General features: G+C 56.4%; 20 protein-coding genes and 1 pseudogene. 11 read left to right on the top strand and 10 right to left on the bottom strand.

Annotated features, from left to right (window positions below; genetic code table 11):
• Positions 1 to 2: 2 nt before the first annotated feature.
• Complete coding sequence (ppx, locus tag CWM52_RS06140; RefSeq protein WP_100683291.1) at positions 3 to 1,541, top strand: exopolyphosphatase; 1,539 nt, start codon at positions 3 to 5, stop codon at positions 1,539 to 1,541.
• A 43-nt stretch (positions 1,542 to 1,584) separates the two neighbouring features.
• Here ppx and CWM52_RS06145 read toward each other — a convergent pair whose 3' ends face one another.
• Positions 1,585 to 3,822 (bottom strand): EAL domain-containing protein, encoded by a 2,238-nt coding sequence (locus CWM52_RS06145; protein WP_100683292.1) that lies wholly within the window; start codon positions 3,820 to 3,822, stop codon positions 1,585 to 1,587.
• 353 nt (positions 3,823 to 4,175) lie between these two features.
• Between CWM52_RS06145 and CWM52_RS06150 the strand changes: the two genes are divergently transcribed.
• Positions 4,176 to 4,367 (top strand): YfgG family protein, encoded by a 192-nt coding sequence (locus CWM52_RS06150; RefSeq protein ID WP_049268412.1) that lies wholly within the window; start codon positions 4,176 to 4,178, stop codon positions 4,365 to 4,367.
• Positions 4,368 to 4,409: 42 nt separating this feature from the next.
• On the opposite strand, the pseudogene CWM52_RS06155 reads toward CWM52_RS06150, so the two are convergent.
• Positions 4,410 to 5,329, bottom strand: a pseudogene (locus CWM52_RS06155) (LysR family transcriptional regulator).
• A 72-nt stretch (positions 5,330 to 5,401) separates the two neighbouring features.
• Here CWM52_RS06155 and CWM52_RS06160 point away from each other — a divergent pair.
• Complete coding sequence (locus CWM52_RS06160; protein WP_100683294.1) at positions 5,402 to 6,604, top strand: MFS transporter; 1,203 nt, start codon at positions 5,402 to 5,404, stop codon at positions 6,602 to 6,604.
• A gap of 26 nt (positions 6,605 to 6,630) precedes the next feature.
• On the opposite strand, the gene CWM52_RS06165 is transcribed toward CWM52_RS06160, so the two are convergent.
• On the bottom strand, positions 6,631 to 7,515 hold the full coding sequence (locus tag CWM52_RS06165; RefSeq protein ID WP_100683295.1) for a LysR family transcriptional regulator: 885 nt from the start codon (positions 7,513 to 7,515) through the stop codon (positions 6,631 to 6,633).
• Between the two features lie 94 nt (positions 7,516 to 7,609).
• Between CWM52_RS06165 and CWM52_RS06170 the strand changes: the two genes are divergently transcribed.
• Entirely contained in the window at positions 7,610 to 8,602 is a 993-nt protein-coding gene (locus tag CWM52_RS06170) for a nitrilase family protein (RefSeq protein ID WP_100683296.1), read from the top strand.
• 65 nt (positions 8,603 to 8,667) lie between these two features.
• On the opposite strand, the gene guaA is transcribed toward CWM52_RS06170, so the two are convergent.
• Positions 8,668 to 10,245, bottom strand: a complete 1,578-nt coding sequence (guaA, locus tag CWM52_RS06175; RefSeq protein WP_100683297.1) for a glutamine-hydrolyzing GMP synthase — start codon at positions 10,243 to 10,245, stop codon at positions 8,668 to 8,670.
• A 65-nt stretch (positions 10,246 to 10,310) separates the two neighbouring features.
• A complete protein-coding gene (gene guaB, locus CWM52_RS06180) occupies positions 10,311 to 11,777 on the bottom strand; it encodes an IMP dehydrogenase (RefSeq protein WP_100683298.1) in 1,467 nt (488 codons plus the stop codon).
• A gap of 158 nt (positions 11,778 to 11,935) precedes the next feature.
• Between guaB and xseA the strand changes: the two genes are divergently transcribed.
• From xseA to CWM52_RS06195, 3 genes are all read left to right on the top strand, one after another.
• Entirely contained in the window at positions 11,936 to 13,309 is a 1,374-nt protein-coding gene (gene xseA / locus CWM52_RS06185; RefSeq protein ID WP_100683299.1) for an exodeoxyribonuclease VII large subunit, read from the top strand.
• Between the two features lie 68 nt (positions 13,310 to 13,377).
• Positions 13,378 to 14,403: a M4 family metallopeptidase gene (locus CWM52_RS06190; RefSeq protein ID WP_100683300.1), complete on the top strand. Its 1,026-nt coding sequence runs from the start codon at positions 13,378 to 13,380 to the stop codon at positions 14,401 to 14,403.
• Positions 14,404 to 14,754 carry a protealysin inhibitor emfourin gene (locus tag CWM52_RS06195; RefSeq protein WP_100683301.1) on the top strand — a complete coding sequence of 117 codons (351 nt, stop codon included), beginning with the start codon at positions 14,404 to 14,406 and terminating at the stop codon, positions 14,752 to 14,754.
• On the opposite strand, the gene CWM52_RS06200 is transcribed toward CWM52_RS06195, so the two are convergent.
• On the bottom strand, positions 14,751 to 14,972 hold the full coding sequence (locus CWM52_RS06200; protein WP_100683302.1) for a zinc ribbon domain-containing protein: 222 nt from the start codon (positions 14,970 to 14,972) through the stop codon (positions 14,751 to 14,753). The two genes, CWM52_RS06195 and CWM52_RS06200, sit on opposite strands and share 4 nt — an antisense overlap.
• A 438-nt stretch (positions 14,973 to 15,410) precedes the next feature.
• On the opposite strand from CWM52_RS06200, the gene CWM52_RS06205 reads away from it, so the two are divergent.
• Genes CWM52_RS06205 through CWM52_RS06220 form a run of 4 tightly spaced genes read left to right on the top strand, consistent with a single transcriptional unit; the run spans position 15,411 to position 20,488 of the window.
• Positions 15,411 to 16,964, top strand: a complete 1,554-nt coding sequence (locus tag CWM52_RS06205; RefSeq protein WP_227521264.1) for an ABC transporter substrate-binding protein — start codon at positions 15,411 to 15,413, stop codon at positions 16,962 to 16,964.
• Positions 16,942 to 17,907, top strand: a complete 966-nt coding sequence (locus tag CWM52_RS06210) for an ABC transporter permease (protein WP_100683304.1) — start codon at positions 16,942 to 16,944, stop codon at positions 17,905 to 17,907. Before CWM52_RS06205 ends, CWM52_RS06210 begins: the two co-directional genes overlap by 23 nt.
• Positions 17,897 to 18,757, top strand: a complete 861-nt coding sequence (locus CWM52_RS06215) for an ABC transporter permease (RefSeq protein WP_100683305.1) — start codon at positions 17,897 to 17,899, stop codon at positions 18,755 to 18,757. The genes CWM52_RS06210 and CWM52_RS06215 overlap by 11 nt, the downstream gene beginning before the upstream one ends.
• Positions 18,758 to 20,488 (top strand): ABC transporter ATP-binding protein, encoded by a 1,731-nt coding sequence (locus CWM52_RS06220; RefSeq protein ID WP_100683306.1) that lies wholly within the window; start codon positions 18,758 to 18,760, stop codon positions 20,486 to 20,488.
• A 102-nt stretch (positions 20,489 to 20,590) separates the two neighbouring features.
• On the opposite strand, the gene der is transcribed toward CWM52_RS06220, so the two are convergent.
• The 4 genes from der to hisS all read right to left on the bottom strand — a co-directional run bounded on the left by der (position 20,591) and on the right by hisS (position 25,379).
• Positions 20,591 to 22,069: a ribosome biogenesis GTPase Der gene (gene der, locus CWM52_RS06225; protein ID WP_100683307.1), complete on the bottom strand. Its 1,479-nt coding sequence runs from the start codon at positions 22,067 to 22,069 to the stop codon at positions 20,591 to 20,593.
• A gap of 191 nt (positions 22,070 to 22,260) precedes the next feature.
• A complete protein-coding gene (gene bamB / locus CWM52_RS06230) occupies positions 22,261 to 23,439 on the bottom strand; it encodes an outer membrane protein assembly factor BamB (protein ID WP_100683308.1) in 1,179 nt (392 codons plus the stop codon).
• A gap of 10 nt (positions 23,440 to 23,449) precedes the next feature.
• Positions 23,450 to 24,070 (bottom strand): YfgM family protein, encoded by a 621-nt coding sequence (locus CWM52_RS06235; RefSeq protein ID WP_100683309.1) that lies wholly within the window; start codon positions 24,068 to 24,070, stop codon positions 23,450 to 23,452.
• 34 nt (positions 24,071 to 24,104) lie between these two features.
• A complete protein-coding gene (gene hisS / locus CWM52_RS06240) occupies positions 24,105 to 25,379 on the bottom strand; it encodes a histidine--tRNA ligase (RefSeq protein WP_100683310.1) in 1,275 nt (424 codons plus the stop codon).
• Positions 25,380 to 25,468: the final 89 nt, after the last annotated feature.

Consider the following 25,468-nt stretch of genomic DNA (forward strand, 5'->3'; position numbering starts at 1 on the left):
CTATGCCAATAAACGAAAAAACCCCTCGTCCGCAGGAGTTCGCTGCGGTCGACCTTGGTTCAAACAGTTTTCATATGGTGATCGCCCGTGTCGTCGACGGAGCCATGCAGATCATCGGTCGCCTGAAACAGCGGGTTCACCTGGCCGATGGACTGGATGAAAATTCCGTGCTCAGCGAAGAGGCGATCGCCCGCGGGCTGAACTGCCTGTCGCTGTTTGCCGAACGCCTGCAGGGTTTTTCTCCCTCCAGCGTCTGCATCGTCGGGACACACACCTTACGCCAGGCCACCAACGCCGCGGAATTTCTTAAGCGCGCGGAACAGGTGATGCCCTATCCGATAGAGATAATCTCCGGTAACGAAGAAGCGCGGCTGATTTTTATGGGCGTCGAGCATACGCAGCCGGAACGGGGCCGTAAGCTGGTCATCGATATCGGCGGGGGGTCGACGGAGCTGGTGATCGGCGAGGATTTCGAACCGCGTCTGGTTGAGAGCCGTCGTATGGGCTGTGTCAGCTTCTCGCAGATCTATTTCCCTGGCGGCACCATCAATAAAGAGAATTTCCAGCGCGCGCGCCTGTCGGCCGTGCAGAAACTGGAAACGCTGGCGTGGCAGTTCCGCATCCAGGGCTGGAATGTGGCGCTGGGCGCATCCGGCACCATCAAAGCGGCACAGGAAGTGCTGATCGCCATGGGTGAGAAAGACGGTTTTATCACTCCGGAGCGCCTGGAAATGCTGGTGAGTGAAGTGTTGAAGTATAAAAACTTTGACGCGCTCAGCCTGCCGGGTCTGTCGGAAGAACGCAAAGCGGTGTTTGCTCCGGGTCTGGCTATCCTCTGCGGCGTTTTCGATGCGCTGGCGATCAAAGAGCTGCGCCTGTCCGATGGCGCGCTGCGCGAAGGCGTGCTGTATGAGATGGAAGGACGTTTTCGCCATCAGGATATTCGCAGCCGCACCGCGCAAAGCCTGGCAAACCAGTACAATATTGACCGCGAGCAGGCGCGTCGGGTACTGGAAACCACGACCCATATGTTCGAACAGTGGCAGGAACAGAACCCCAAACTGGACAACCCGAACCTGTCGGCATTGCTGAAATGGGCGGTGATGCTCCACGAAGTGGGGCTGAATATTAACCACAGCGGAATGCACCGTCACTCAGCTTATATTCTACAAAACAGCGATTTGCCTGGCTTCAATCAGGAGCAGCAAATGCTGATGGCGACGCTGGTTCGCTATCATCGTAAAGCGATAAAACTGGACGATTTGCCCCGCTTTACGCTGTTTAAGAAAAAGCAGTTCCTGCCGCTCATTCAGCTTTTACGCCTGGGTATTTTGTTGAATAACCAGCGTCAGGCGACCACCACACCGCCAACGCTCAAGCTGAAGACCGAAGCCAGTCACTGGACGCTGGTCTTTCCGCACGACTGGTTCAGCCAAAATGCGCTGGTGCTGCTCGATCTGGAAAAAGAGCAGCAGTACTGGGAAGGCGTTCCTGACTGGCTGTTGAAAATCACCGAAGAAGGGCCGGACAGCAAAAACTAGTCCCGAGGCCGGGTTAACCTCACCCGGCCTGTTTTCTCCCCCGTTAGCTCGCTTTAGCCGTTGCCGCCGTCGCCAGAGACGCCAGTGGAACCGGCAGACCAATTTCATACCCCTGCAGATAATCAATCCCCAATGACAGCGCCGCCTGCCGAATCTCCGGCGTTTCCACGCACTCCGCCACCACCTGCATATTTTTCATCCGCGCCAGATGGCAAATCGATGCCACGACCTGATAATCAAGACTGCTGGAGTGCAGGTTGCGGATAAAGCTGCCGTCAATTTTCAGCAGATCGACATTCAGGCTTTTAAGACGGGCATAGCTGGCGTAGCCGGTACCAAAGTCATCGATGGCCACCCGACACCCCAGCGTCTGCAAATGCGCCAACGTTTGCCGGGCCTGTTCAGGATTGTTGAGCGCATGGTTTTCCGTTAACTCAAACAGTAACTGCCACGGTTCAACATGATACTGCGCCAGCAGCCGTTCCACTTCGCCGGGGAACGGGCTCCTGCTGACGGAGACCGGCGAAAGATTAACCGCCAGCCGCAGCCCGGGTAAAATTTTCCGCTGCTGGTTCATAAAGGCGAGCGTATGCTCCAGCACCCACAGGTCAATACGTGATGACAGGCCAAACTCGTGCGCCAACGGGAGGAACTTATCCGGGTAAATGATCTTCCCGTCATCTCCCGTCATTCGCAGCAGAACTTCATAATAGTTGTCACCGCGAATACCGACGATCGGTTGCGCCATCAGGCAAAAATGGTTTTGCTCCAGCGCCTGCTGGATCTGATTTATCATCACCACTTTATCCCGTAAGCCATGCTGGATATGTATAGCGCCGCGACGCTGCATATTTTCTGGCTGGCCGCTGGTCAGGGACATATCAGCAATATTATTCAGCTCGCCTAAAAGCAAATAGGGATGCTTCACCGGTGAGCGAACGCTGCAGTAACTTATCCCTACCGCAGGCTGCAGAGGCATTCCATCCCAGATAAAGCGAAACTGTCGGATACGTTCATCCAGTGCGGCAATACGCGGCTTATGATTGCTGCTGTTCAGACGGAGTACCAGATCGTGTCCGGCCAGATGATGAACGGCCTCGTCCGGCTGCAGTAAGTCGGCCAGGTGTTCAGCCAGCTTTTGCTTATATTGAATGCGCAGCATAACGCCATAATGGCGCCCCAGCAATTCCAGCTCCGGAATACGCAAAAAGCACAGCACCGACCACCTTGAACCGTCCAGCGACCGGGTCAACGCCCGTAAATTGGGCATATGAACAACCGGATCGAGAAAAGCCATCCGCCGTACCCTGGCATAAATCAGGCGCTGCTGGGTCGCCAGCATGGCCATACAGGCAATAACAAAAGAGAACACCAGATAGCTCGAAGAGGTAATGGCCAGCTGATTGTCATATCCCGGAGCAAAGGGCAAATAACGATAATGAAAGTGAATAATAATGATTAAAACCGGCGTCCAGATTATTGCGATACAGCGATAACCGAAGCGCATCGCCCCCCACAACATAACCGGCATAAGTAATGATAATGTATAGTTTGTGCTAAATATCGTACTCAGACCATTCAGTGGTATTAATAATAATACTAATAATATTAACAATGACAGCGACCATAAAACAAATTCACCCCATTTAATTTTGGGATCAACCTGTAATTTTGTCTGTGAGACAAAACTCCGCAGATAAAAGGGATTGCGTAGCATACGTATCAACAAATAGCACAGCGGAACCCCGGTAAGCCCCCCCACCATCAAGGCCTGAAACGTAATTAGTGAGCGCAAACTTAGCGGATCGATCCCGGTCAGTCCCGTCGTCCGCGGGTGCATGCCAAGATACTCGGCAACCTGAGAAAGCACGAGGAAAATGAGTGAGGGCAGCAGCATTTGCCAGAACAGACGATATGGCATCAGACTCACACTACCGTGGTAAACATGCTGTCGGCGCGGCACAAAAATCCGATAGCCGCCCCAGCATAATACGGCCGGGATAAGAAAGTGGAAAATGACCTCAATCGATTCCCACAGGTTCATTCCCCGGGCCACGGTGCACAGCAGACCAACAATAATGCCGGGCAACGCTGCCACATCAAAAAACAGCATAAGACTCTGGACCAGCGCCAACGGCAAGTAGTAAAGCGAAACTTCATTACCGTTCAGCTCCGCGTAAGTATTTGCGCCTCGTGCCAGAGGCAATAAAAGCAGGGGTAAGATCAGCGGAAGCGCCCACCATTTATCCCGATACTGTCTGTATTGTTTAATTATGTTCATTGATGCTCTACAGATAACCCAAATTCCCGCAGGGTATATTCAGGCAGGCATCCAACCCAACCATCTTAGCCGCATAAGGAATACTTACACGGAACAGGCAAGAGATTTTAGTTATCAGCACACACGGGCTGTTGATATAAATCAACAAACCCTTTAGCTATGATTAATAAAGCTTATTTTTTATGCGTCTGAGTGAATGAAAGAAAAAAGATGTGAATGCGATAATTATCTTATATAACATTAAGTAATGTTTGAACGGCGGATTTTTCCATCCTCATCAATTGACCCTGCCGCATTCCTGTGCCTTAATACCCTTATCGCCCCGGTTATGGGTATACCTCAAGGAACCTTTTGTGAGTCAGGCACCCAGTATGCGTAAACGACATCGATTTAACCGTCGCATGACCCGTATCGTACTGCTTATCAGCTTTATTTTCTTTTTTGGACGCTTTGTCTACTCTTCTATTGGCGCCTGGTATCATCATCAGGACAAGATCGAGTCCCAGCAATCGACGCTCCCGGTTGATACCACGCCGCGGGAATAAGCCAGCACATTACGGTGCCAGCCAGTACGGTACAACATTGCTTTAAACGGTAAACTGCACCTCCCGCAGCAGGCGCAGCATTTCGCCGATCCCTTTGCTGAGAATTTTATCCTGACGCATCACGACCCCCAACTGACGGTGGAGTACTGGCGTCAGCGATTGAACGCGTAACCCTTGCCGATCGTCATGATGCGCCACCGCCATACGTGGAACAATGCTGTATCCCAGCCCGGCACGCACCATGCGCTTGATGGCCTCAATGCTGCCCAACTGCATTATCGGCGAAATATCCCGCCCGCAAGCGCGAAACCAGCCATCAATCAGCTCCCGGGTTCCGCTCCCGGCCTCAAAAGCAATCAGCGGCAGCGCCTGCAGCACCTCCGGCGTCAGTTCCAGCGGCAGCGCATCCTGCCCACAGGCAAAAACAGACACAAACTCCTCCTCCACCAGCGGAGCTATTGCCAGACTGCGCCCATACGCCGGAAGGGTGACCAGTCCGAGATCGAGCCGGTTCTCCTCCACGGCGCGCACAATATCCACCGTATTTCCGGTCGTCACCCCGACCGTCAGCAGCGGATGCGCCTGCCGCAGCTGCTGTAAGACCGGCGGTAAGAGATGGATACAGGCCGTGGCCCCCGTTCCGAGCGTTATCGCGCCGCTGATTTCGCGATTAAACTCGCTCACCGACTGCACCGCCGCGCTGACCGCTCGCTCAATATTGTCACCGTGAGCCAGCAGGGCCATACCGGCCGCCGTCGCTTTAATCCCTCGTCCGGTCCGCTCAATCAGCCGGGTCTGCAGAAACTGCTCCAGCTGACGGACCTGCAGACTGACCGCTGGCTGCGATAGCCCCAGGACATCCGCAGCAGCCGAGAAGCTCCCCCGCTGTACCACCAGCCGAAAAGTCGCCAGATTTCCCAGATTAAGCGTCGTCATCTCAAAGTTTCTCTTATAAGGGTCATAAACCAACGAGTCTGCCTGCACAATAGCGCGCAGGTTATGCTGCCGACAACTGCATAACAGACTGAGATACGATGAAAAATATGGAAAACAGACGCGCCGCGTCCAGCATGATGACGCTTGCCGCTGGATGTAATCAGCTGATTAACTGGGGAATTTCATTTTATATGCCAGGCACTTTTGCCCGGGCTATCGAGCACGACACCGGCTGGCCAGCGACGCAAATCTACCTCGGCCTGACGCTCGCCATGTTGATAATGGCGCTGCTCTCCCCGTTTGTCGCCCGCCTGCTGGCCCGATTTGGCGGCCAGCGAGTTGTGGTCAGCGGCACGCTGGCGATCGCCGCAGGATGTTTCATCATGGCGGCTGCACCTACCCTCTCCGGTTGGCTGGGCGCCTGGCTACTTACCGGTATCGGAATGCGTCTGGCGCTGTATGATACGCTGTTCGCCGCGCTGGTGAATCTGTACGGTCAGCAGGCAAGACGCACTATTTCCCGCGTGACGCTGGCTGGTGGCCTGGCTTCCGTTCTGTTCTGGCCACTGGGCGCATTTTTGCTGACGATGATGAGCTGGCGAGAGGCGTTGCTGGTTTATGGCCTGCTGGGCCTGTTCAGCGCGCTGCTGCTCTGGCGAATGCCGAACGCCAGGCGACCCGCGGCGATACGGCCAGAAGCGCACCGGCCCGCTTCCCACCAGCAGAGACACGTTGGTCTGCTGTATGCGGCGCTGATCGCGCTGGTGACATTTGTTTCTAACGGAACCTCCACCCACTTGCCGGAATTTATCGCCCACTACGGTCTGCCGGTGGCGGCGGGGATGCTTTGGGGCATTGGCCAGACTGGCGCCCGCTTTCTGGAGGTCGCCTCGGGTTCGGTGCTCACGCCGCTTCGCCTTACGCTGCTGACCACGTTGCTGATGCCGGTCTGTTTCGCCCTCGGCCTGAGCGGGCCTTATCTCCTCTGGGCAGCCGGCGGATTTGTGCTGGGCTATGGCGCCATCAATGGGTTAACGACGGTGTTTAAGGCCACGCTACCGCTAGAGCTTTTTGCCGCCGAGGAGTACGCCAGGCTCACCGGTATCCTGTTGCTCCCCGCCCAGCTGCTGGCTGCCGCCTCGCCGTTTGCCTACGCGTGGTTAAATCAGCAATTTGGAGTTCAGGGGAGCTTAGGTTTTTCCGCTGCGCTGACGCTGGTGGTCGCCGCGCTGGCGCTGGCCATTGCCCGGGGCCAGCCCCGTCGGCCACCCGAGGCGATGCCGGCAGCCATTGATTCCTGAGCTTCGTGGCGATACCTGCACGCTCCTTAGCGGGGAGGTATCGCCACGTTTTTCCGACAGACCATCGCGATAAAACGATCGCGGACGGCGTCCGCCATCTGAGGGTTCCAGGCAAGACCGACCTGCCATCGCGCGCCCTCCCCCGTCATGGTAATGAGCTTTATGCCTGCCGGCAGCAGATGACATGCGCCGGCAGGAAGCAGCGCAACACCATTTCCGCCGGCAACCAGCGCCAGCAGCGTATGAATATCATCAGCATCGGCCACGATATCAGCGGTAAGGTGGTTGATTTGCAGGAAAAGCGCCGTTTGCTCTGCCAACCCGCGCCCACGCTTTGGGTTAATTTGCAGCAGCGGGAACTGTCGGAGCACGGAGGCGATATCCGGGAACGCCTCCGTTGCGCCTGCGGGCACAGCAAGCACCAGGCTCTCTTCCATTAGCGCCTGCGCTTCCAGAGCGTCCGGAACTGGCATCCGCACAAACCCGGCATGCAGTTGCCCCTCCAGCAGCATTCGATACTGCTCGTGGGAAGCGATATCGTTGAGGGAGACGTCAACATCGGGAAACTGCTGACGAAAGGCTTTAACTTGCGTCGGGGCCATCTGGAAGGTTGAGATGCCGAACCCCAGCGCCAGTGTGCCGACGTTCCCGCGCCGGACCTGCTCCGTCCAGGCACAAAACTGGTCATGCTGCTCGACAAAATGACAGGCCTGAGAATAGATAGCCTCCCCCGCCGCAGTCAGCTGAGCGCCCTGCCGCCCCCGCTGAAAAAGGGTCATGCCCGTCATATGTTCCAGGGTCTGGATTTGTTTCGTCAACGCTGGTTGGGTCAAACAAAGCCGCTCCGCCGCCGCATGGTAGCGTCGCAGCTGGGCCAGAGTGACGAACGCCCGTATTAATCTGATGTCCATTCCCGTCCCTTATCAAACGCGGAGAAAGCGTGATTATACATCCGGTGTCTCTGCTGGCGTAATGAGCTCAGTTTTTCGCAACGAGAAGAGACCTATGAACAACGAACTCCAGGTGGCTACGGTACAGTTCTGCCACCGCGCTAATGATAAGTCCTATAACCTGGGCATTATGGAACGCTTTATTCATCAGGCAGCCGGCGAAGGGACCCGCATTCTGGCCTTTCCCGAAATGTGCATTACCGGCTACTGGCACGTTATCGATCTCAGTGCCGAGGAGGTAGGCTCGCTGGCCGAGCGCATTGACGACAGCCCTTCCCTGGCGAGAATTGCCCGCCTGGCGCAAAGTTATGAGATGGCGATTGGCGTAGGGCTGATTGAAAGAGCGAGTGACGATCGCCTGTATAACACCTACGTCGTTTGTATGCCGGATGGCCAGAGGCATATTCACCGCAAGCTGCACGCCTTTGAACATCCGGCGATAGACCAGGGGAATAGCTTCACCGTCTTCGATACGCCGTGGGGAGTGAAAGTTGGCGTTCTGATCTGCTGGGACAATAACCTGACGGAAAATGCTCGGGCTACCGCGCTGCTGGGCGCGGATATTCTGCTGGCTCCTCATCAAACCGGCGGCACCAACTCCCGCAGCCCGTTCGGTATGCAGCCCATCCCCGTAGCCCTTTGGGAGAAACGGTATCAGGATCCTGACGCGCTGAAAGCCGCATTCCAGGGCCGTAACGGTCGGGAATGGTTGCTCCGCTGGCTGCCCTCAAGAGCGCATGATAACGGGATGTTTATCTTATTCAGCAATGGCGTCGGGCTGGACAACGGGGAGGTGCGTAGCGGAAATGCGATGATTATCGATCCCTATGGCCGCATTATTGCAGAGACCGATGCGTTTGAAGACACCCTGGTCTGCGCCACGCTGGATTTAAGCCTGCTGGCCATGTCCACAGGCCGACGCTGGATCCACGGCAGACGCCCCGACCTCTATGCGATCCTGAGCCAGAATCAGGGTTATGAACGCGATGCCCGCAGCGCGCGTTTCTCCACGGAAGTGCCGCAGTTCAGCGATAAAACTCAGCATTAATCCGGCGGCATAAACGAAAAAGCCCTCTGTAAAAACAGAGGGTTTCGTTTAACAACGCCGGGGAGTTATTCCCACTCGATGGTAGCCGGCGGCTTGCCGCTGATGTCATACACCACGCGGGAGATACCGTTCACTTCGTTGATGATGCGGTTGGAAACGCGGCCAAGGAAGTCATACGGCAGGTGCGCCCAGTGGGCGGTCATAAAGTCGATGGTTTCGACCGCACGCAGGGAGACCACCCAGTCGTACTTACGGCCATCGCCCATCACGCCGACAGAGCGGACCGGCAGGAACACGGTGAACGCCTGACTCACTTTGTTGTACAGATCGGCTTTATGCAGCTCTTCGATGAAGATAGCATCCGCACGACGCAGCAGGTCGCAGTACTCTTTCTTCACTTCGCCCAGTACGCGCACGCCAAGACCCGGTCCCGGGAACGGATGACGGTACAGCATGTCGTACGGCAGACCCAACTCCAGACCAATCTTACGCACTTCGTCTTTAAACAGCTCACGCAGCGGTTCAACCAGCCCCATCTTCATCTCTTTCGGCAGGCCGCCGACGTTGTGGTGAGATTTGATGACGTGCGCTTTACCGGTTGCGGATGCAGCAGACTCGATCACGTCCGGGTAGATAGTCCCCTGCGCCAGCCATTTAACGTCTTCCAGCTTCAGCGCTTCTTCGTCGAACACTTCGACGAATACACGACCGATGATTTTACGTTTAGCTTCCGGATCGTTCTCGCCCGCCAGCGCGTCCAGGAAGCGTTTCTCGCCTTCCACGTGAACGATGTTCAGACCGAAGTGGTCACCGAACATGTCCATCACCTGCTGGGCTTCGTTCAGACGCAGCAGACCGTTGTCCACGAATACACAGGTCAGGTTTTTACCGATCGCGCGGTGCAGCAGCATCGCGGTCACGGAGGAGTCCACGCCGCCGGACAGGCCGAGGATCACTTTGTCATCGCCAACCTGCTGACGGATACGCTCAACGGCATCGTCGATGATTTTTGCCGGCGTCCACAGGGCTTCGCACTGGCAGATATCACGCACGAAGCGTTCCAGCATACGCATACCCTGACGGGTGTGGGTCACTTCCGGATGGAACTGCACACCGTAGAAGCGTTTTTCTTCGTTCGCCATAATGGCAAACGGGCAGCTTTCGGTGCTGGCAACGGTCACGAAGTCAGACGGGATCGCGGTGACTTTGTCGCCGTGGCTCATCCACACATCCAGCAGCGGTTTGCCTTCAGCGGTCAGGGAGTCTTCAATACCACGCACCAGCGCGCTATCGGTAACAACTTCAACCTGCGCATAGCCGAACTCGCGCTCATTAGAGCCTTCTACGTGGCCGCCCAACTGCATTGCCATGGTCTGCATGCCATAGCAAACGCCAAATACCGGTACACCGGCTTCGAAAACATACTGCGGCGCGCGCGGGCTGTTATGTTCAGTGGTGCTTTCCGGGCCGCCTGAAAGAATGATGCCGCTAGGATTGAACTCACGAATCTGAGCTTCCGTAACATCCCAGGCCCACAGTTCGCAATAAACCCCTAATTCACGTACGCGACGCGCAACCAACTGGGTGTACTGAGAACCGAAGTCCAGGATGAGAATGCGATGTTTATGAATGTTATCCGTCATTGACGTTTATTCCAGAGCAGTAGCGATTAAATAAAATCGCCCGGCGCATGACCGGGCGATGAAAATCAGGAGCCCATGCGGTAGTTCGGGGATTCCTTGGTGATCGTCACGTCGTGAACGTGGCTTTCCTGGATGCCCGCGCCGCTGATACGCACGAATTCCGCTTTAGTACGCAGGGTGTCGATGGTACCACAACCGGTCAGCCCCATGCAGGAGCGCAGGCCGCCCATCTGCTGGTGGATGATCTCTTTCAGGCGGCCTTTATAAGCAACGCGGCCTTCGATACCTTCCGGCACCAGTTTGTCCGCGGCGTTGTCGCTCTGGAAGTAACGGTCGGAGGAGCCTTTGGACATCGCGCCCAGAGAACCCATACCACGATAGGATTTGTAAGAACGGCCCTGGTAGAGCTCGATTTCACCCGGGGACTCTTCGGTACCCGCCAGCATGGAACCGACCATCACCGCCGCCGCGCCAGCAGCGATCGCTTTGGCGATATCGCCGGAGAAACGGATACCGCCATCGGCGATAACCGGAATGCCGGTACCTTCCAGCGCTTCCACCGCGTCGGAAACAGCGGTGATCTGCGGAACACCTACGCCGGTAACAATACGGGTAGTACAGATAGAACCCGGGCCGATACCCACTTTCACCGCGCTCACGCCCGCTTCCGCCAGGGCACGTGCGCCAGCGCCGGTCGCCACGTTGCCGCCGATGATTTGCAGGTCAGGATATTTAGCGCGGGTTTCACGAATGCGCTGCAGTACGCCTTCGGAATGGCCGTGGGAGGAGTCGATCAGCAGCACGTCAACGCCTGCAGCAACCAGCGCATCAACGCGCTCTTCGTTGCCCGCGCCTGCGCCAACCGCGGCACCGACGCGCAGACGACCCTGCTCATCTTTACACGCATTCGGTTTACGTTCCGCTTTCTGGAAATCTTTAACGGTAATCATGCCGCGCAGATGGAAGCCAGCATCAACAACCAGCGCTTTTTCAACGCGTTTTTCATGCATTTTGGCAAACACTACTTCACGGGCTTCGCCTTCGCGTACGGTGACCAGACGCTCTTTCGGCGTCATATAAACGCTGACAGGCTGGTTCAGGTCGGTCACGAAGCGGACGTCGCGACCGGTGATGATACCGACCAGTTCGTTGTCTTCGGTCACTACCGGATAGCCAGCAAAGCCGTTACGCTCGGTCAGCACTTTTACTTCGCGCAGGGTGGTTGTAGGCAATACGGTCTGCGGGTCGGAAACCACGCCGGACTCATGTTTCTTCACGCGGCGAACTTCTTCCGCCTGGCGCTCGATGGACATGTTTTTGTGAATAAAGCCAATGCCACCTTCCTGTGCCAGGGCAATTGCCAGGCGCGCTTCTGTTACGGTATCCATGGCTGCGGAGAGCATAGGAATATTCAGACGAATGGTTTTCGTCAGCTGGGTGCTGAGATCGGCAGTATTCGGCAGAACGGTAGAATGAGCGGGAACGAGGAGGACGTCGTCAAACGTCAGAGCTTCTTTAGCGATACGTAGCATGGGCAATATCTCGACCAGGGTGGATAAATATTGCCGTGGCATTATACAGAGCGTAACCGATTGCATCTACCCTTTTTTGAAAATAATACTTGCGATTGTCTATCAGCAGGTTACTATCGACTGAATAACCTGCTGATTTAAAATTTGATCTTGCTCACATGTTGCCATCTCAATCCCCTGCAATTTTCACGGTCAGCGGCCTGAATCAGACGGTTCGCCTGCTGCTGGAACAGGAAATGGGCCAGGTCTGGATCAGCGGCGAGATCTCTAACTTCAGCCAGCCGTCTTCCGGCCACTGGTACTTCACCCTCAAAGACGATAACGCCCAGGTGCGCTGCGCGATGTTTCGCAACAGCAACCGGCGGGTCACTTTTCGTCCGCAGCACGGACAGCAGGTACTGGTGCGAGCCAATATCACGCTGTATGAACCGCGCGGCGACTACCAGATTATCGTCGAGAGCATGCAGCCTGCCGGCGAAGGGCTGTTGCAGCAAAAATATGAACAGCTAAAAGCGCTGCTGGCGGCGGAAGGCCTTTTCGACCAGCAGCATAAGCAAGCGCTCCCCTCTCCTGCGCGCTGCGTGGGCGTCATCACGTCGAAAAGCGGTGCGGCGCTGCACGACATTTTGCAGGTGCTGAAAAGACGCGATCCGTCGCTGCCGGTGGTTATCTATCCCACGTCGGTTCAGGGCGACGACGCGCCGGGACAAATCGTTCGCGCCATAGAATTAGCCAACCTTCGCGAGGAGTGTGATGTGCTGATCGTGGGCCGCGGCGGCGGTTCGCTGGAAGATCTATGGAGCTTTAACGATGAGCGGGTAGCGCGGGCGATTTTTGCCAGCCGCATTCCGCTGGTCAGTGCCGTCGGCCATGAAACCGACGTCACCATCGCCGATTTTGTCTCTGACCTGCGGGCGCCAACGCCTTCAGCCGCCGCGGAGATTGTCAGCCGCAATCAGCAGGAGCTGCTGCGCCAACTGCAGTCCGGACAACAGCGTCTGGAGATGGCGATGGACTATTTTATCGCCAACCGCCACCGTCGTTTTACCCAGCTGTTCCATCGTCTTCAGCAACAGCATCCGCAGCTGCGGTTAGTGCGCCAGCAAACCGCGCTGGAAAGGCTACGGGAGCGGATGCGCCTTGCACTCGAAACGCAGATGAAACGCGCCGATCAGCGTCAACAGCGCGTCATTCAGCGCCTGAACCTGCAAAATCCGCAGCCGCGCATTCACCGCGCGCAGACGCGTATTCAGCAACTGGAATACCGGCTGGCGGAAAATATTCATACCCGTCTGAGCGAACAGCGCGAACGTTTCGGCAACGCGGTTACTCACCTGGAGGCCGTCAGCCCGCTGGCAACGCTGGCCCGCGGCTATAGCGTGACCTCAGCCAGCGATGGCAAAGTGCTGAAGCAAACCAGACAGGTGAAGGCCGGCGATCTGCTGACCACGCGTTTAAATGATGGCTGGGTCGAAAGCGAAGTCAAAACCATCACCGCGGTGAAAAAAACTCGCGCCCGTAAAAAAGCATAAATTTCCGTCGCGCACTATACTGCTGTCATACCCTTTTAAACGGTTTCATCCGGATAAAGGAGCGCGATATGCAATATTATCATTACCGCTGCGTTGTTCCCCCCTATATTCTGCGGCGCATTGTTGACCACGGTTCCACGACTCAGCAACGCTGCGCGCAGCAAACGCTGACCCACGTACAGGCGCTAATGGCCCACGTTCCCGGCCAGCCCACAGCCGCGCATGTCTCCACTCCAGGCCAGCTGGAACGCGATATTTATGATGCGCAACAGACCCAGGATTTGCCCGGTACCCAGGTGCGCTTTGAAGGTCAATTATCCAATGGCGATGTGGCCGTTGATGAAGCTTACGATTATCTGGGCATCACTCATGAATTTTTCTGGCGCACCTACCACCGCGACTCGCTGGACAACCGCGGTCTGAAGCTTATCGGCACAGTGCATTACGGCAGAGAGTACCAGAACGCATTCTGGAATGGTCAGCAAATGGTATTCGGCGACGGCGATGGCGAGATCTTTAATCGCTTTACAATAGCGATTGACGTTGTCGCCCACGAACTCAGCCACGGGGTAACCGAAAGCGAGGCCGGGCTTATCTATTTCGCCCAGTCGGGCGCATTGAACGAGTCGCTTTCCGACGTCTTCGGTTCTCTCGTGAAACAGTATCATCATAAGCAAACTGCGGATCGGGCGGACTGGATTATTGGCGCGGGGCTGTTAGCCAGGGGGATCCACGGTAAAGGGTTACGCTCAATGTCACACCCCGGTAGCGCCTATGACGATCCGCTGCTGGGGAAAGACCCGCAGCCTGCCCACATGAAAGATTTTGTCCACACCCGGCAGGATAACGGCGGCGTTCATCTGAATTCAGGTATACCTAATCACGCCTTCTATCTTGCTGCCAGCGCTCTGGGCGGGTTTGCCTGGGAAAAAGCCGGTTACGCCTGGTATGACACCGTCTGTGATCGCGCGCTGAAGCAGGATGCGGATTTTGCGGATTTCGCTCAGTTAACCATCACGCATGGCGAAAAACGCTCAGGCACCGCGACGGCGGCGGCCATCGAGCAGGCGTGGAAAACCGTAGGGGTGCTGTAAATGAAGGTACCGGAACTGGCTGATGATGCCGTCATCGAACTGGCGCGGGAAGGCGGCTTCGCGTTTATTCCTGGGTTAAGCGGAGAGCGCAGAATCACGTTGTCATCCCTGACGCAGGCGCAACGCCAGCGCATCGTGGATATTCTGCAGCAGTCATTTCCGTTCGGCTTGCCGCCCGGGCGAGCCAGTTCTCCAGGCCGCGGCGATCGGCGCTATTTTCGTATTCAGATTCTGCGGGCGCAGCACAATCAGGCGCAGTATACCGATATCATTGTGCTGATCCCGGAAGAGGACGCGCCGCCGTCGCTGGTTGAACTGTGGCAGAAAGGCGAAGGCTGCGTTGGCGATTAAGACGCCAGCGGCACAAACTCGACACGCTTTCTGGAAATCATCCCGTGGCCGTTCTGGCAGAAATAATCGACCGCGCCGCAGGCCTTCAGCACTTGCAGCGGCTTATGGCAATCCGGGCAGCGGGCTTCCAGCGTAAAGTCCATCTGACAACCTTCACAATGCGCACCGCTCTCCGTGCCGGAGAGTGTTTTACCGCAGACCGGGCAGTTGAGTTCCATTAATTTCTCCGGATATCTATGACGGGGATATTCTCCGCCGTTTTCATTGAGTGCAATACACAACAGGGTAAACAGCGACTGATTTTAAATAATTTCTAAATGCATAACATTAACAATATGCGTCGGTTGCGCAAAACGGTTCAGCGGTTAAATACCGACAATCATTGCTTAACGCTGTGCTCAGCATGCAGTCAGTGACTCGCCCTCAGCCCTGGTGGTTCCTCCATTACTCTCAGATTAAGACGCCGGTTTAAATGTTCTGGCTGGCAATAAGAATGATTTTTTGTTCTTTTACAGTCCCTTTGCCACTTACTAAGATGCAACCACAATAGACCCGGCAATCACAAAGGAATGCGCGTGAAAGAATATCGCTTTTTAACGAGTCGCTGGTTTCATCCCGGCGCCATCGCGGCATCAGGGTTGACGCTTTTAGTCGCCATGACCACCTCCGCGTGGGCGGTGAACAATGTCAATGACAAACCCGTGGCTGGCGGCATACTGCATGTCGCCTTGGGCAGCGATACGCCCACTATCGACCCGTCTACCACCGCCTATTCCGTCGCCGCGCTGGTGACGCGCAATGTGCTTGATTCACTGGTCGGGCAGGCTGAAGATAACCACTTTACGCCCTGGCTGGCGCAACGCTGGGAAGTCAGCAATGATAACAAGCTATACACTTTCCATTTGCGCAAAGATGTGACGTTCAGCGATGGCACCAGACTCGATGCTGCGGCGGTCAAATATAACTTCGACCGTATTCTGGATCCTAAAACCATCTCCCCTTATTCCAAATCGCTGCTCGGGCCGGTAGACAGTATTGAAACGCCGGATGACTCAACCGTCGTCATCCGTTATAAAACCGCCTTTGCGCCATTATTACAAGGACTCAGCCTCCCCTATCTGGGGATTCAGTCGCCGACCTATTTAAAAAATACGCTAAATACCAGCAATACCGTCGTCGGCTCCGGCCCTTTTATTCTGGATTCGTTCGTCAAGGGTAGCGGCAGCCGCCTGAGTAAACGTGCTGATTATCACTGGGGACCAGGATATGCCACTCATCAGGGTCCGGCCTGGCTTGACGGCATTGAGTTTAAATATCTGCCGGAAACCGCTGTGCGTTTGGGGGCACTGAACAGCGGGCAAGTTCAAGCCATTGATGCTATTCCGCCGGTTAACTACGCTCAGGTGACGAAAAACACCAGGCTACAGGTCATCACGCGCGAAAACCCCGGGGTTAACCGGGTTCTGTATCTTAATATTGCGCAGGGACCGTTCCAAGACGTCAAGGTGCGCCAGGCTTTCCAGAGCTCAGTAAACAGCGAAGCGGCAGTACAAGCCACGTTCTTCGGTACAGTGAAACCGGCACATAATGTGCTGGGTCCCACCACGGTCGACTACGATCCGAGCGTTGCCGCCAGCTGGGGGTTCGATATCAATAAAGCTAACCGCCTGCTTGATGAAGCGGGCTGGAAGAGCAAAGACGGCCAGGGCTATCGCACGCGGGACGGTCATCGTCTTACCGTACGCTTTATCTACGTCCCCGGAAACGTCGAGTCGGCTGATGTGGCGCTGTTTCAGGCGGTACAGTATCAGGTGAAGCAAACCGGTTTCGACCTGCAGCTTGACCCGGTAGATGCGGGGATTTTTGCGAGCCGCACGGCCAGTAACGACTATGACATCGCCTCCAACTTCTTTGTCCGCCCTGAGCCGGATATTTTGCGGACCGTCTTTCATTCCTCTTTCATTCCTCCTCAGGGCAACAACCACGCCCGGGTGAATACGATCGACGATAAGCTGGAACGCGCCGTGGGCGCCGGCGAAGAGGAGCGCAAACGGCTGTACCATGAGATTCAGCATCAGGTCATCGACCAGGCCTATGTCGTCCCGTTGTATATTCCCGCTTTCCAGCTCGGTTTATCCCGAACTGTGCATAGCGTTAACTGGGCCACCAATGCCAAACCGAACTTCTATGATGCCTGGATTAGTCGTTAGTCTTAAGGGAGGCGCTAAGCGCCTTCTGACGATTGTCGCGGTGCTGTGGGGCGCCGCAACACTGACGTTTATCGCCGTTAAGCTCATCCCCGGCGATCCGGTGTCGATTATCATCGGCGGCGGGGATGCGGTTGTCGATCCGGCGTTTCGCGCGGAGTTAATCCGCAAATTTGGTCTCGATCAGCCACTGTGGATTCAATATCTGCGTTACTGCGGCCAGGCGCTCAGCGGCGATCCCGGTATCAGCTATCAGTTTCGCCAACCGGTAGTGTCAGTGATAGGCGCCGCATTAAAACAAACTCTGCCCCTGGCGCTCAGCGCGCTGGTTCTGGCGTTGACGCTGGCCATCGTTAATGCGCTGGCGACGTCCGGCCGCCAGCACCGGCTACGCGGGCTGCTGTCCGGCGTGGAGCTGATCCTGCTCAGCACACCGGTATACTGGATAGGTATTCTGCTGCTCACTATCTTTAGCTTTAAGCTGCAATGGTTTCCGGTTACCGGCAACGAGGGCATTGCCTCATTGGTACTGCCCGCTCTCACCCTAAGCCTGCCGCTGACGGCCATATTCAGCCAGGTGCTGCGGGATGGTCTGGAAGAGGCGCTGGCGCAACCCTTCGCCTTGACGGTACGCACTCGCGGCGTCAGCGAAACCAGGTTACGCCTGCTGCATGCCTTACGCCACGGCGCGCTGGCCCTCTCGACGCTCACCGGGACATTACTGGCTGGCGTACTGGGGGGATCGATTCTGACAGAGACGGTGTTTGGGCGCGCCGGTATCGGCCAAATCACGCTTCTCGCTATCGAAAACCGCGACATGCCATTGGTTCTTGGGATAGTGATGTTTTCCGCTTTTCTGTTTGTCGTCATTAACCTGATCCTCGACGCGCTGTATTTGCTTATCGACCCGAGGCTAAGCGTCAAGGAGTCTACCGATGAGCAGTAATTCTCTGAAGCTACCGCAATGCCGACGGGCAGCTTATCGCAGCCCCTGGCTGACGCCGGGTACACTGCTTCCCGCGATGATCGTCGTGCTGCTGTTACTGGCGGTATTCTTCCCGGCGTTGTTGACGCCCCATGCGCCAAACGATATAGACTTCGCCGCGGTATTACAGCCTCCCAGCCTTGCGCACTGGTTTGGCACCGACCAGCTCGGGCGCGATGTGTTTGCCCGCGTGGTGTATGGCACATCGCTGTCCTTGTCTATCGGCGTCGGCGCCACTCTGCTGGCCTGTGCGGGCGGTATTGTGCTCGGTACGGCCGCTTCGCTGGGGCCACGAATTTCACGCCAGCTGCTGGTACGTTTGCTGGATATTCTGCTCGCCTTTCCTGAGCTCCTGCTGGCATTACTGGCTATTGCCGTATTGGGCCGCGGCCCGGAAAATACGTTGTTTGCTGTCGGCCTGGCCGCTATTGCTGGCTATGCGCGCCTGGTACGCTCTCAGGTATTACAGGTCAAACTGTCCGGCTACGTCCAGCATGCTGTCACCCTGGGAGAATCCCCCCTGACGATCATCGTGCGCCATATAATTCCTAATACCATCCGTCCACTGTTGATTCTGGCGACTATCGGTATCGGACAGGCGGTACTCGCCGCCTCCGCCATGAGCTTTCTGGGGCTCGGGGTGACGCCGCCCACCGCGGAATGGGGCGCGCTGCTCTCCGAAGGCCGCAACTTTCTGGACAGCGCTCCCTGGGTCAGCCTTTTGCCGGCCACCGTCATTGCGCTCTCCGTCATCTCCATCACGCTCCTCGGGCGTCGTTTGCAAACTCTTCTGGCCAAAGGCAGCCTGTAAATGGACTATCAATCCACGCTTTCACCTCTGCTACGCGTAGAGGATCTGCACGTCAGCTTCCCGTCAAAGCAGGGCGTAACGGTCGCCGTCAAATCGCTCTCTTTTACCGTCAACGCCGGAGAAATCCTGGCGCTGGTTGGCGAATCGGGTTCCGGCAAATCAGTCACCGCGCGAACGCTGGTCGGGCTACCGGGTACAGGGGCTCAGGTTCAGGCTCATGCCATCGAACTGCGGCGTCATGACGGTGGCGTTGATGATTTACTCACCCGCGACAGCAAAACCTGGCAGCGTATACGAGGGCGGGAGATAGGTTTTGTTCTGCAGGATGCCTTGACGTCGCTCGATCCCTTGCGCCGTATCGGGCAGGAGGTCGCCGAACCAATACTGACCCATCGCCTGTTGCCGCGCGTCAAGGTGGCGGAGCGGGTTCAGACGTTGCTGACTGACGTGGGTATTGCCGATGCAAAAAACCGGGCGGCGCAATATCCGCACCAGCTTTCCGGAGGATTGCGCCAGCGCGCGCTGATCGCCTCGGCGCTGGCGGCCGGTCCTCGCCTGTTAATTGCCGATGAACCAACCACGGCCCTCGACGCGACGGTACAAAAACAGGTGCTGAACATATTCAAAATGCTGGCCGAAGCCGGACACGGCATCCTGCTGATTACCCACGATTTGGCCGTCGTGGCCGATATTGCTGACCGCGTCGTTGTCATGCGCAACGGTAGCCAGATTGAACAAGGAACGACGCGAAACGTCTTGTTCGCAACGCAGCATCCCTATACCCGGCGGCTACTGGCCGCCGTACCCACCGCCGGCACACGGGGACACTGGCTTTCCGGTCAGGACCCGCTCGGCGCAACGCTTCTCCCTGAGCCGTCGACAGCAACAGACGACAGACAAGCGCCTGTGCTGAAGGTTAACAATGTTTCCGTCACCTTCGCTTTACCTGACGGTATGCCGTTACGCGCGGTGAATCGAGTTTCATTGGCGGTGGCCCGCGGTGAAACGTTGGGGATTGTGGGAGAGTCCGGCTCGGGGAAAACAACCCTCGGGAAAATGGTGCTCGCCCTGCAGAGTCCGGACGAGGGAGAGATCCAGCTACTGGGCTCCCCCTGGAGTAAGCTCCCCGAGCGCGAACGACGTCCTCGCAGAGCGCGGATTCAGACAATTGTGCAGGACCCGCTGGGTTCGTTCGATCCTCAGTACAGCGTTGAACAGCTGCTTGAGCAACCGCTACGGCTACATTTTCGCCTCAGCGCCCGTCAGCGCCAGCAGCGAATCGAGGAGCTGCTCTCTCTGGTCGGACTGAGCCCCGATTTACTGCCGCGCCGTCCAGTCTCTCTTTCCGGCGGCCAGCGGCAACGCGTATCTATCGCCCAGGCGCTGGCAAGCGAGCCCGACCTGCTGGTATGCGACGAACCGGTATCAGCCCTGGACGTAACCACTCAGGCCCAGGTTCTGGATCTATTGATCTCTTTGCAGCGCAGGCTGCATCTTTCGATGCTGTTTATCTCCCATGATTTGGGCGTGGTGCAGCATATGAGTCACCGGATCGCGGTGATGAAAGCCGGTGAAATTGTCGAAACCGGCACCGTCGAGCAGATATTTCAACAGGCGCGTCATCCCTACACCCGATTATTACTGTCATCGGTGATACGTGAGCCTGTCGCCCCCCCAGGAAGCCGTGTTCATAACAAAACGCCCCCGACCATCAAGGCCGAGGGCGGTTAAGATGTCAAAAACCCGCTATCCGGTGAAACGCAGTACCGCTCCACTTAAGTGAACGGCATTGCGGCAGATGCGGGCTTTGGGGTTTTCATGCGGGCAAATAGCTTATTTGCTTTTCTTGATGTGTTTAATCAAGCGCTTACGCTTACGCATCTGGTTCGGCGTCAGGGTATTGCGTTTGTTGGCAAACGGGTTTTCCCCTTCTTTGAACTGGATACGAATCGGCGTACCCATTACGTCCAGCGACTTGCGGAAGTAGTTCATCAAGTAACGCTTATAGGAGTCCGGCAGATCTTTGACCTGGTTACCGTGGATGACCACAATCGGCGGGTTATAACCACCGGCATGGGCATATTTCAGCTTCACGCGACGACCACGCACCAGCGGCGGCTGATGATCTTCTGCCGCCATGGTCATGATACGGGTCAGCATCGCCGTCCCGACGCGACGGGTCGCGCTGTCATACGCTTCGCGTACGGATTCGAACAGGTTACCTACGCCGCTACCGTGCAGGGCGGAGATAAAGTGGATGCGTGCAAAGTCAATGAATCCCAGACGGAAGTCCAGCGTCTCTTTAACCTGCTCTCTCACTTCCTGGCTCAGGCCATCCCACTTGTTGACCACAATCACCAGCGAGCGGCCGCTGTTGAGGATAAAACCGAGCAGAGAAAGATCCTGGTCGGAAATCCCTTCACGCGCATCGATAACCAGCATCACTACGTTGGCGTCTTCAATCGCCTGCAACGTTTTGATGACCGAGAATTTTTCGACCACGTCGGTAATTTTACCGCGCTTACGTACGCCCGCGGTGTCGATGAGCACGTATTCACGTTCGTCGCGCTGCATCGGAATATAGATGCTGTCGCGCGTGGTACCCGGCATGTCATAGACCACCACGCGGTCTTCGCCCAGGATACGGTTGGTCAGCGTGGATTTACCGACGTTCGGACGGCCGACAATCGCCAGCTTAATCGGCAGATCTTGCGGATTGAAGTCGTCTTCCGGCTCTTCAGCTTCTTCACCGTTCTGTTCCGCTTCAAACTGCGCCCAGTATGCCGCATCTTCATCGACTTCTTCTGACGGGTCGATCGCTTCGGCCCACGGCAGCAGAACGTGCTCCAGCAGGCTGGTCACGCCACGACCGTGAGACGCAGCGATCGGATGGATATCTCCGAGGCCCAGCGACCAGAAGTCGGCAATCGCCTGATCGGCATCAATGCCGTCGGTTTTGTTCGCCACCAGGAAAGTCGGCTTTTCGCGCGAGCGCAGATGTTTGGCGATCGCGGTATCGGCAGGCATCAGCCCCGCGCGCGCATCGACCATAAACAGCACAACGTCCGCCTCTTCAATCGCCAGCAGCGACTGTTCAGCCATACGGGTTTCAACGCCGTCTTCTGTGCCATCGATACCACCGGTATCGATACAGATAAATTCACGACCTTCAACTTCAGCACGACCGTACTTACGGTCACGAGTCAGCCCCGGAAAATCCGCGACCAACGCATCGCGAGTGCGCGTCAAACGGTTGAAAAGCGTGGATTTTCCAACATTAGGGCGCCCGACAAGCGCGACCACAGGTATCATGTTAAATGCCTCTTACAAATTGCTATGCAACGTCGATTTAACGACGTTTTTAAAAAAGTCAAAACGGCCCCTGTCTGCCAGGAGCCGTTTCTCAATTCGCACTATACCCGTTGTCTCTTAGTGAACTTCGCTGCCGGCCGCGTTGCCAGTCGTCGCGAAGAAACTCAAGAGCCGCGGGTAAGCCGCCACGACTAACGCGTAATTGAATACAGCGTGCCGTCGGTTGCCTGGATCAGCAGTCGACCATCGGCTACTACCGCGTCGGTACGGAAGCCGGAGCTATCCACTTTCTGCTGGGCCACAAAGTGACCATCTTCCGGGTTCACCCAGTGCATATAGCCTTCGCTATCACCGACCACCAGGTTGCCATTATACAACACCGGCGCGGTCAGCAGGCGATGCAGCAGATCGCTCTGCGTCCACAGCGTCACGCCACCTTCGGTGGAGAGCGCCAGGATGCGGTCATTCTGATCGACGAGGTAGATACGGTTGCCGTCAACGATAAAGTCATTCACGGAACCCAGCTCACGTTTCCACATGATCTGGCCGCTGCGCAGATCCAGCGCGGTCAGGTTGCCGTTATACGCCAGCGTGTATGCCACACCGTTGACGATAACCGGGGTCGTATCGACGTCATTCAGACGATCGATTTCCGTCGGTCCGGTCGCCTGGGAGATACGCTGCTGCCAGATAATCTGCCCTTGCTGCATCAACACGGCGCTCACGCGACCGTTATCACCGCCAACGATGGCTGCGCCATAGGCGGTCGCCGGGGCGGATTCACCGCGCAGAGACAGCGCCGGCATATCCAGGTTAACGGTCCACTTAACCGCCCCATCCGCTTCACTCAGCGCCTGCAGCTGACCGTTACTGGTGTGCACCAGAACCATGCCGTCGCTGACGACCGGACGAGAAATCGCTTCACCCGCAACGCGAGCCTGCCACGCCACGCTACCATCGCTGGTATTCAGGGCGAACAGCTGCGCTTTTTCGCTGCCGATATAGACATGGCCGCCGGAAACGGTGACGCCGCCAGAGAGTAGCGCAGGCGTGCGAGAGAACCAGCCGTCTTTTTCAGCCAAGTTAACCGACCACACCTCTTTGCCGTCGGCAGCGTTCAGCGCTTTGACGGTACCCTTACGATCGGCCGCATAGACGACGCCGTCGGCAAAAGCCGGATGCAGGTTAGAATAGAAATCGCCGATACCATCGCCAACAGAGGTACTCCAGGACGTGGACGGCGTAAACTGATTTTCCACCGTCGGCAGCGGTGACATTTTCACCACATCTTCTTCGCTGTTAAACAACGAACAACCGCTTAATAAGGTAACGGAAAGCAGCCCTGGCAAAAGTAATTTACGCAATTGCATCGAGTCCCTCTCAGATGGACAGATTATTTATTTTCATACGCATCATTTCGCTGAGCGCAGGTGAAGCATCGCTTTTCACACCCGCTTCCCAGGCCGCGCGAGCGCCTTGCTTATCGCCTTTGTTGAGCAGAATCTCACCACGGAGATCGGCGACAATAGCGACCCAGCCTTCACCTTTAATACCATCAAGGGTTTTCAGCGCTTCATCAGGTTTTTTCAGCTGTAGCTGCACACGCGCAAGACGCATATTGATAACCGACTTCAGGTTATCATCCGACGCGGCGGCCAGGCCCTGCTGAAGCTGCTTTTCGGCATTTTGCAGATCGTTGTTATCGACAAAACGCTGGGCCAGCTCCAGAGAAGCAAACGCGCCGTAGCTGTTTTTGCTATCGGCAGCAAACTTTTCCGCCGAGCTCAGCGCTTCCGGCGTGTTTGATTTGAGCGCGGAAATGGCGTTTTCATAGGCTAAAGAGGATTCTCTCGCCGTATCCTGCTGATGAGAGCTCCAGTAGCGCCAGCCAACCAACGCGCCAATCCCTAAAATCACACCGACGGCCAGCGCCTTGCCATTTTCGGCAAAGAAACGCTTGAGCGCATCGACCTGATCGTTTTCGTTGTTATACGTTTCCACGCAGTCCTTCTCCTGACTAATGATTCCCGGGAGATTACCCCAGAAGTGCGCGCAAATGCGCAGCAACGCTATCCTGCGTTACGGTAGTTTGCTCACCTGAGCGTAAATCCTTCACTACCACGTTTCCGTCAGCAATTTCTGATTCACCGACCACCAGAGCAACGCGAGCGCCCCATTTATCCGCGCGGGCAAACTGTTTCTTAAAGTTGCCGCCGCCGTGGTTGGTCATCAGCTTAGCGCCGGGCAGCTCATCGCGAACCCGCTCAGCCAGACGCATCGCTGCAGACTGGGTATCGGTTCCGGAAGCCACCAGGTATATATCGACAACAGGATCGGCTTTAAATTCCGGATTGACCGCCTGAACCAGTAAAACAAGACGCTCCAGCCCCATCGCGAAGCCTACGGCCGGCGTCGCACGCCCGCCCAGTTGCTCTACCAGACCATCATAACGACCACCGGCACAGACCGTTCCCTGGGAACCGAGGCTGCTGGTGACCCACTCAAACACGGTACGGTTATAATAATCCAGCCCGCGCACCAGACGCTGGTTGACGGTATAGCGAATACCGGCATCGTCCAGCAGGGCACACAGCCCGGCGAAATGCGCTTTGGAGTCTTCATCCAGATAGTCGCCCAGCGCAGGCGCGTCGTTGAGCAGCGCCTGCACTTCCGGGTTTTTGGAATCCAGGACGCGCAGCGGGTTGGTATACATGCGGCGTTTGCAGTCTTCGTCGAGCTTATCTTTAAACTGCTCAAGATAGGCGACCAGCGCATCGCGGTAGGTCGCGCGCGCTTCCAGCGAACCGATGGAGTTCAGCTCCAGCGCAACGTGGTCAGCGATACCCAGCTCACGCCACCAGCGGGCGGTCAGCATGATCAGCTCGGCATCGATATCCGGGCCCTGCAGGCCAAAGACTTCAACACCCATCTGATGGAACTGGCGATAGCGTCCTTTCTGCGGACGTTCGTGGCGGAACATCGGCCCGACGTACCACAGACGCTGTTCTTGATTGTACAGCAGACCATGTTCGATGCCGGCACGTACGCAGCCCGCCGTCCCTTCCGGACGCAGCGTCAGGCTGTCGCCATTGCGGTCCTCAAAGGTGTACATCTCTTTTTCAACCACGTCGGTCACTTCGCCGATCGCGCGTTTGAATAACGGGGTCTGCTCTACAATCGGCAAACGGATTTCGCTGTAACCGTAGCTGCCGAGCACCTGTTTCAGTGAGCCTTCAATGCGCTGCCAGAGAGCGGTCTCGCCCGGCAGATAATCGTTCATGCCACGGATGGCTTGAATGTTCTTTGCCACGTTTATTCTCTTTATCTATATACAAAAATGAACCCCGACGCCGCGCGTCTGCGGGTTCAATCATACACGGGAAGTGATACACCGCCCCG

Source organism: Raoultella sp. T31 (assembly GCF_002806725.1).
Classification (GTDB): domain Bacteria; phylum Pseudomonadota; class Gammaproteobacteria; order Enterobacterales; family Enterobacteriaceae; genus Klebsiella; species Klebsiella electrica.

Excerpts from the sequence above, each read along its gene's own strand:
- CWM52_RS06200 (WP_100683302.1), bottom strand. The coding sequence starts at position 14,972 with ATGGAACTCAACTGCCCGGTCTGCGGTAAAACACTCTCCGGCACGGAG.
- CWM52_RS06170 (WP_100683296.1), top strand. The coding sequence starts at position 7,610 with ATGAACAACGAACTCCAGGTGGCTACGGTACAGTTCTGCCACCGCGCT.
- CWM52_RS06160 (WP_100683294.1), top strand. The coding sequence starts at position 5,402 with ATGAAAAATATGGAAAACAGACGCGCCGCGTCCAGCATGATGACGCTT.
- ppx (WP_100683291.1), top strand. The coding sequence starts at position 3 with ATGCCAATAAACGAAAAAACCCCTCGTCCGCAGGAGTTCGCTGCGGTC.
- guaB (WP_100683298.1), bottom strand. The coding sequence starts at position 11,777 with ATGCTACGTATCGCTAAAGAAGCTCTGACGTTTGACGACGTCCTCCTC.
- CWM52_RS06190 (WP_100683300.1), top strand. The coding sequence starts at position 13,378 with ATGCAATATTATCATTACCGCTGCGTTGTTCCCCCCTATATTCTGCGG.
- der (WP_100683307.1), bottom strand. The coding sequence starts at position 22,069 with ATGATACCTGTGGTCGCGCTTGTCGGGCGCCCTAATGTTGGAAAATCC.
- CWM52_RS06145 (WP_100683292.1), bottom strand. The coding sequence starts at position 3,822 with ATGAACATAATTAAACAATACAGACAGTATCGGGATAAATGGTGGGCG.
- CWM52_RS06220 (WP_100683306.1), top strand. The coding sequence starts at position 18,758 with ATGGACTATCAATCCACGCTTTCACCTCTGCTACGCGTAGAGGATCTG.
- CWM52_RS06215 (WP_100683305.1), top strand. The coding sequence starts at position 17,897 with ATGAGCAGTAATTCTCTGAAGCTACCGCAATGCCGACGGGCAGCTTAT.
- bamB (WP_100683308.1), bottom strand. The coding sequence starts at position 23,439 with ATGCAATTGCGTAAATTACTTTTGCCAGGGCTGCTTTCCGTTACCTTA.
- CWM52_RS06210 (WP_100683304.1), top strand. The coding sequence starts at position 16,942 with ATGATGCCTGGATTAGTCGTTAGTCTTAAGGGAGGCGCTAAGCGCCTT.
- xseA (WP_100683299.1), top strand. The coding sequence starts at position 11,936 with ATGTTGCCATCTCAATCCCCTGCAATTTTCACGGTCAGCGGCCTGAAT.
- CWM52_RS06165 (WP_100683295.1), bottom strand. The coding sequence starts at position 7,515 with ATGGACATCAGATTAATACGGGCGTTCGTCACTCTGGCCCAGCTGCGA.
- CWM52_RS06195 (WP_100683301.1), top strand. The coding sequence starts at position 14,404 with ATGAAGGTACCGGAACTGGCTGATGATGCCGTCATCGAACTGGCGCGG.
- CWM52_RS06205 (WP_227521264.1), top strand. The coding sequence starts at position 15,411 with ATGACCACCTCCGCGTGGGCGGTGAACAATGTCAATGACAAACCCGTG.
- guaA (WP_100683297.1), bottom strand. The coding sequence starts at position 10,245 with ATGACGGATAACATTCATAAACATCGCATTCTCATCCTGGACTTCGGT.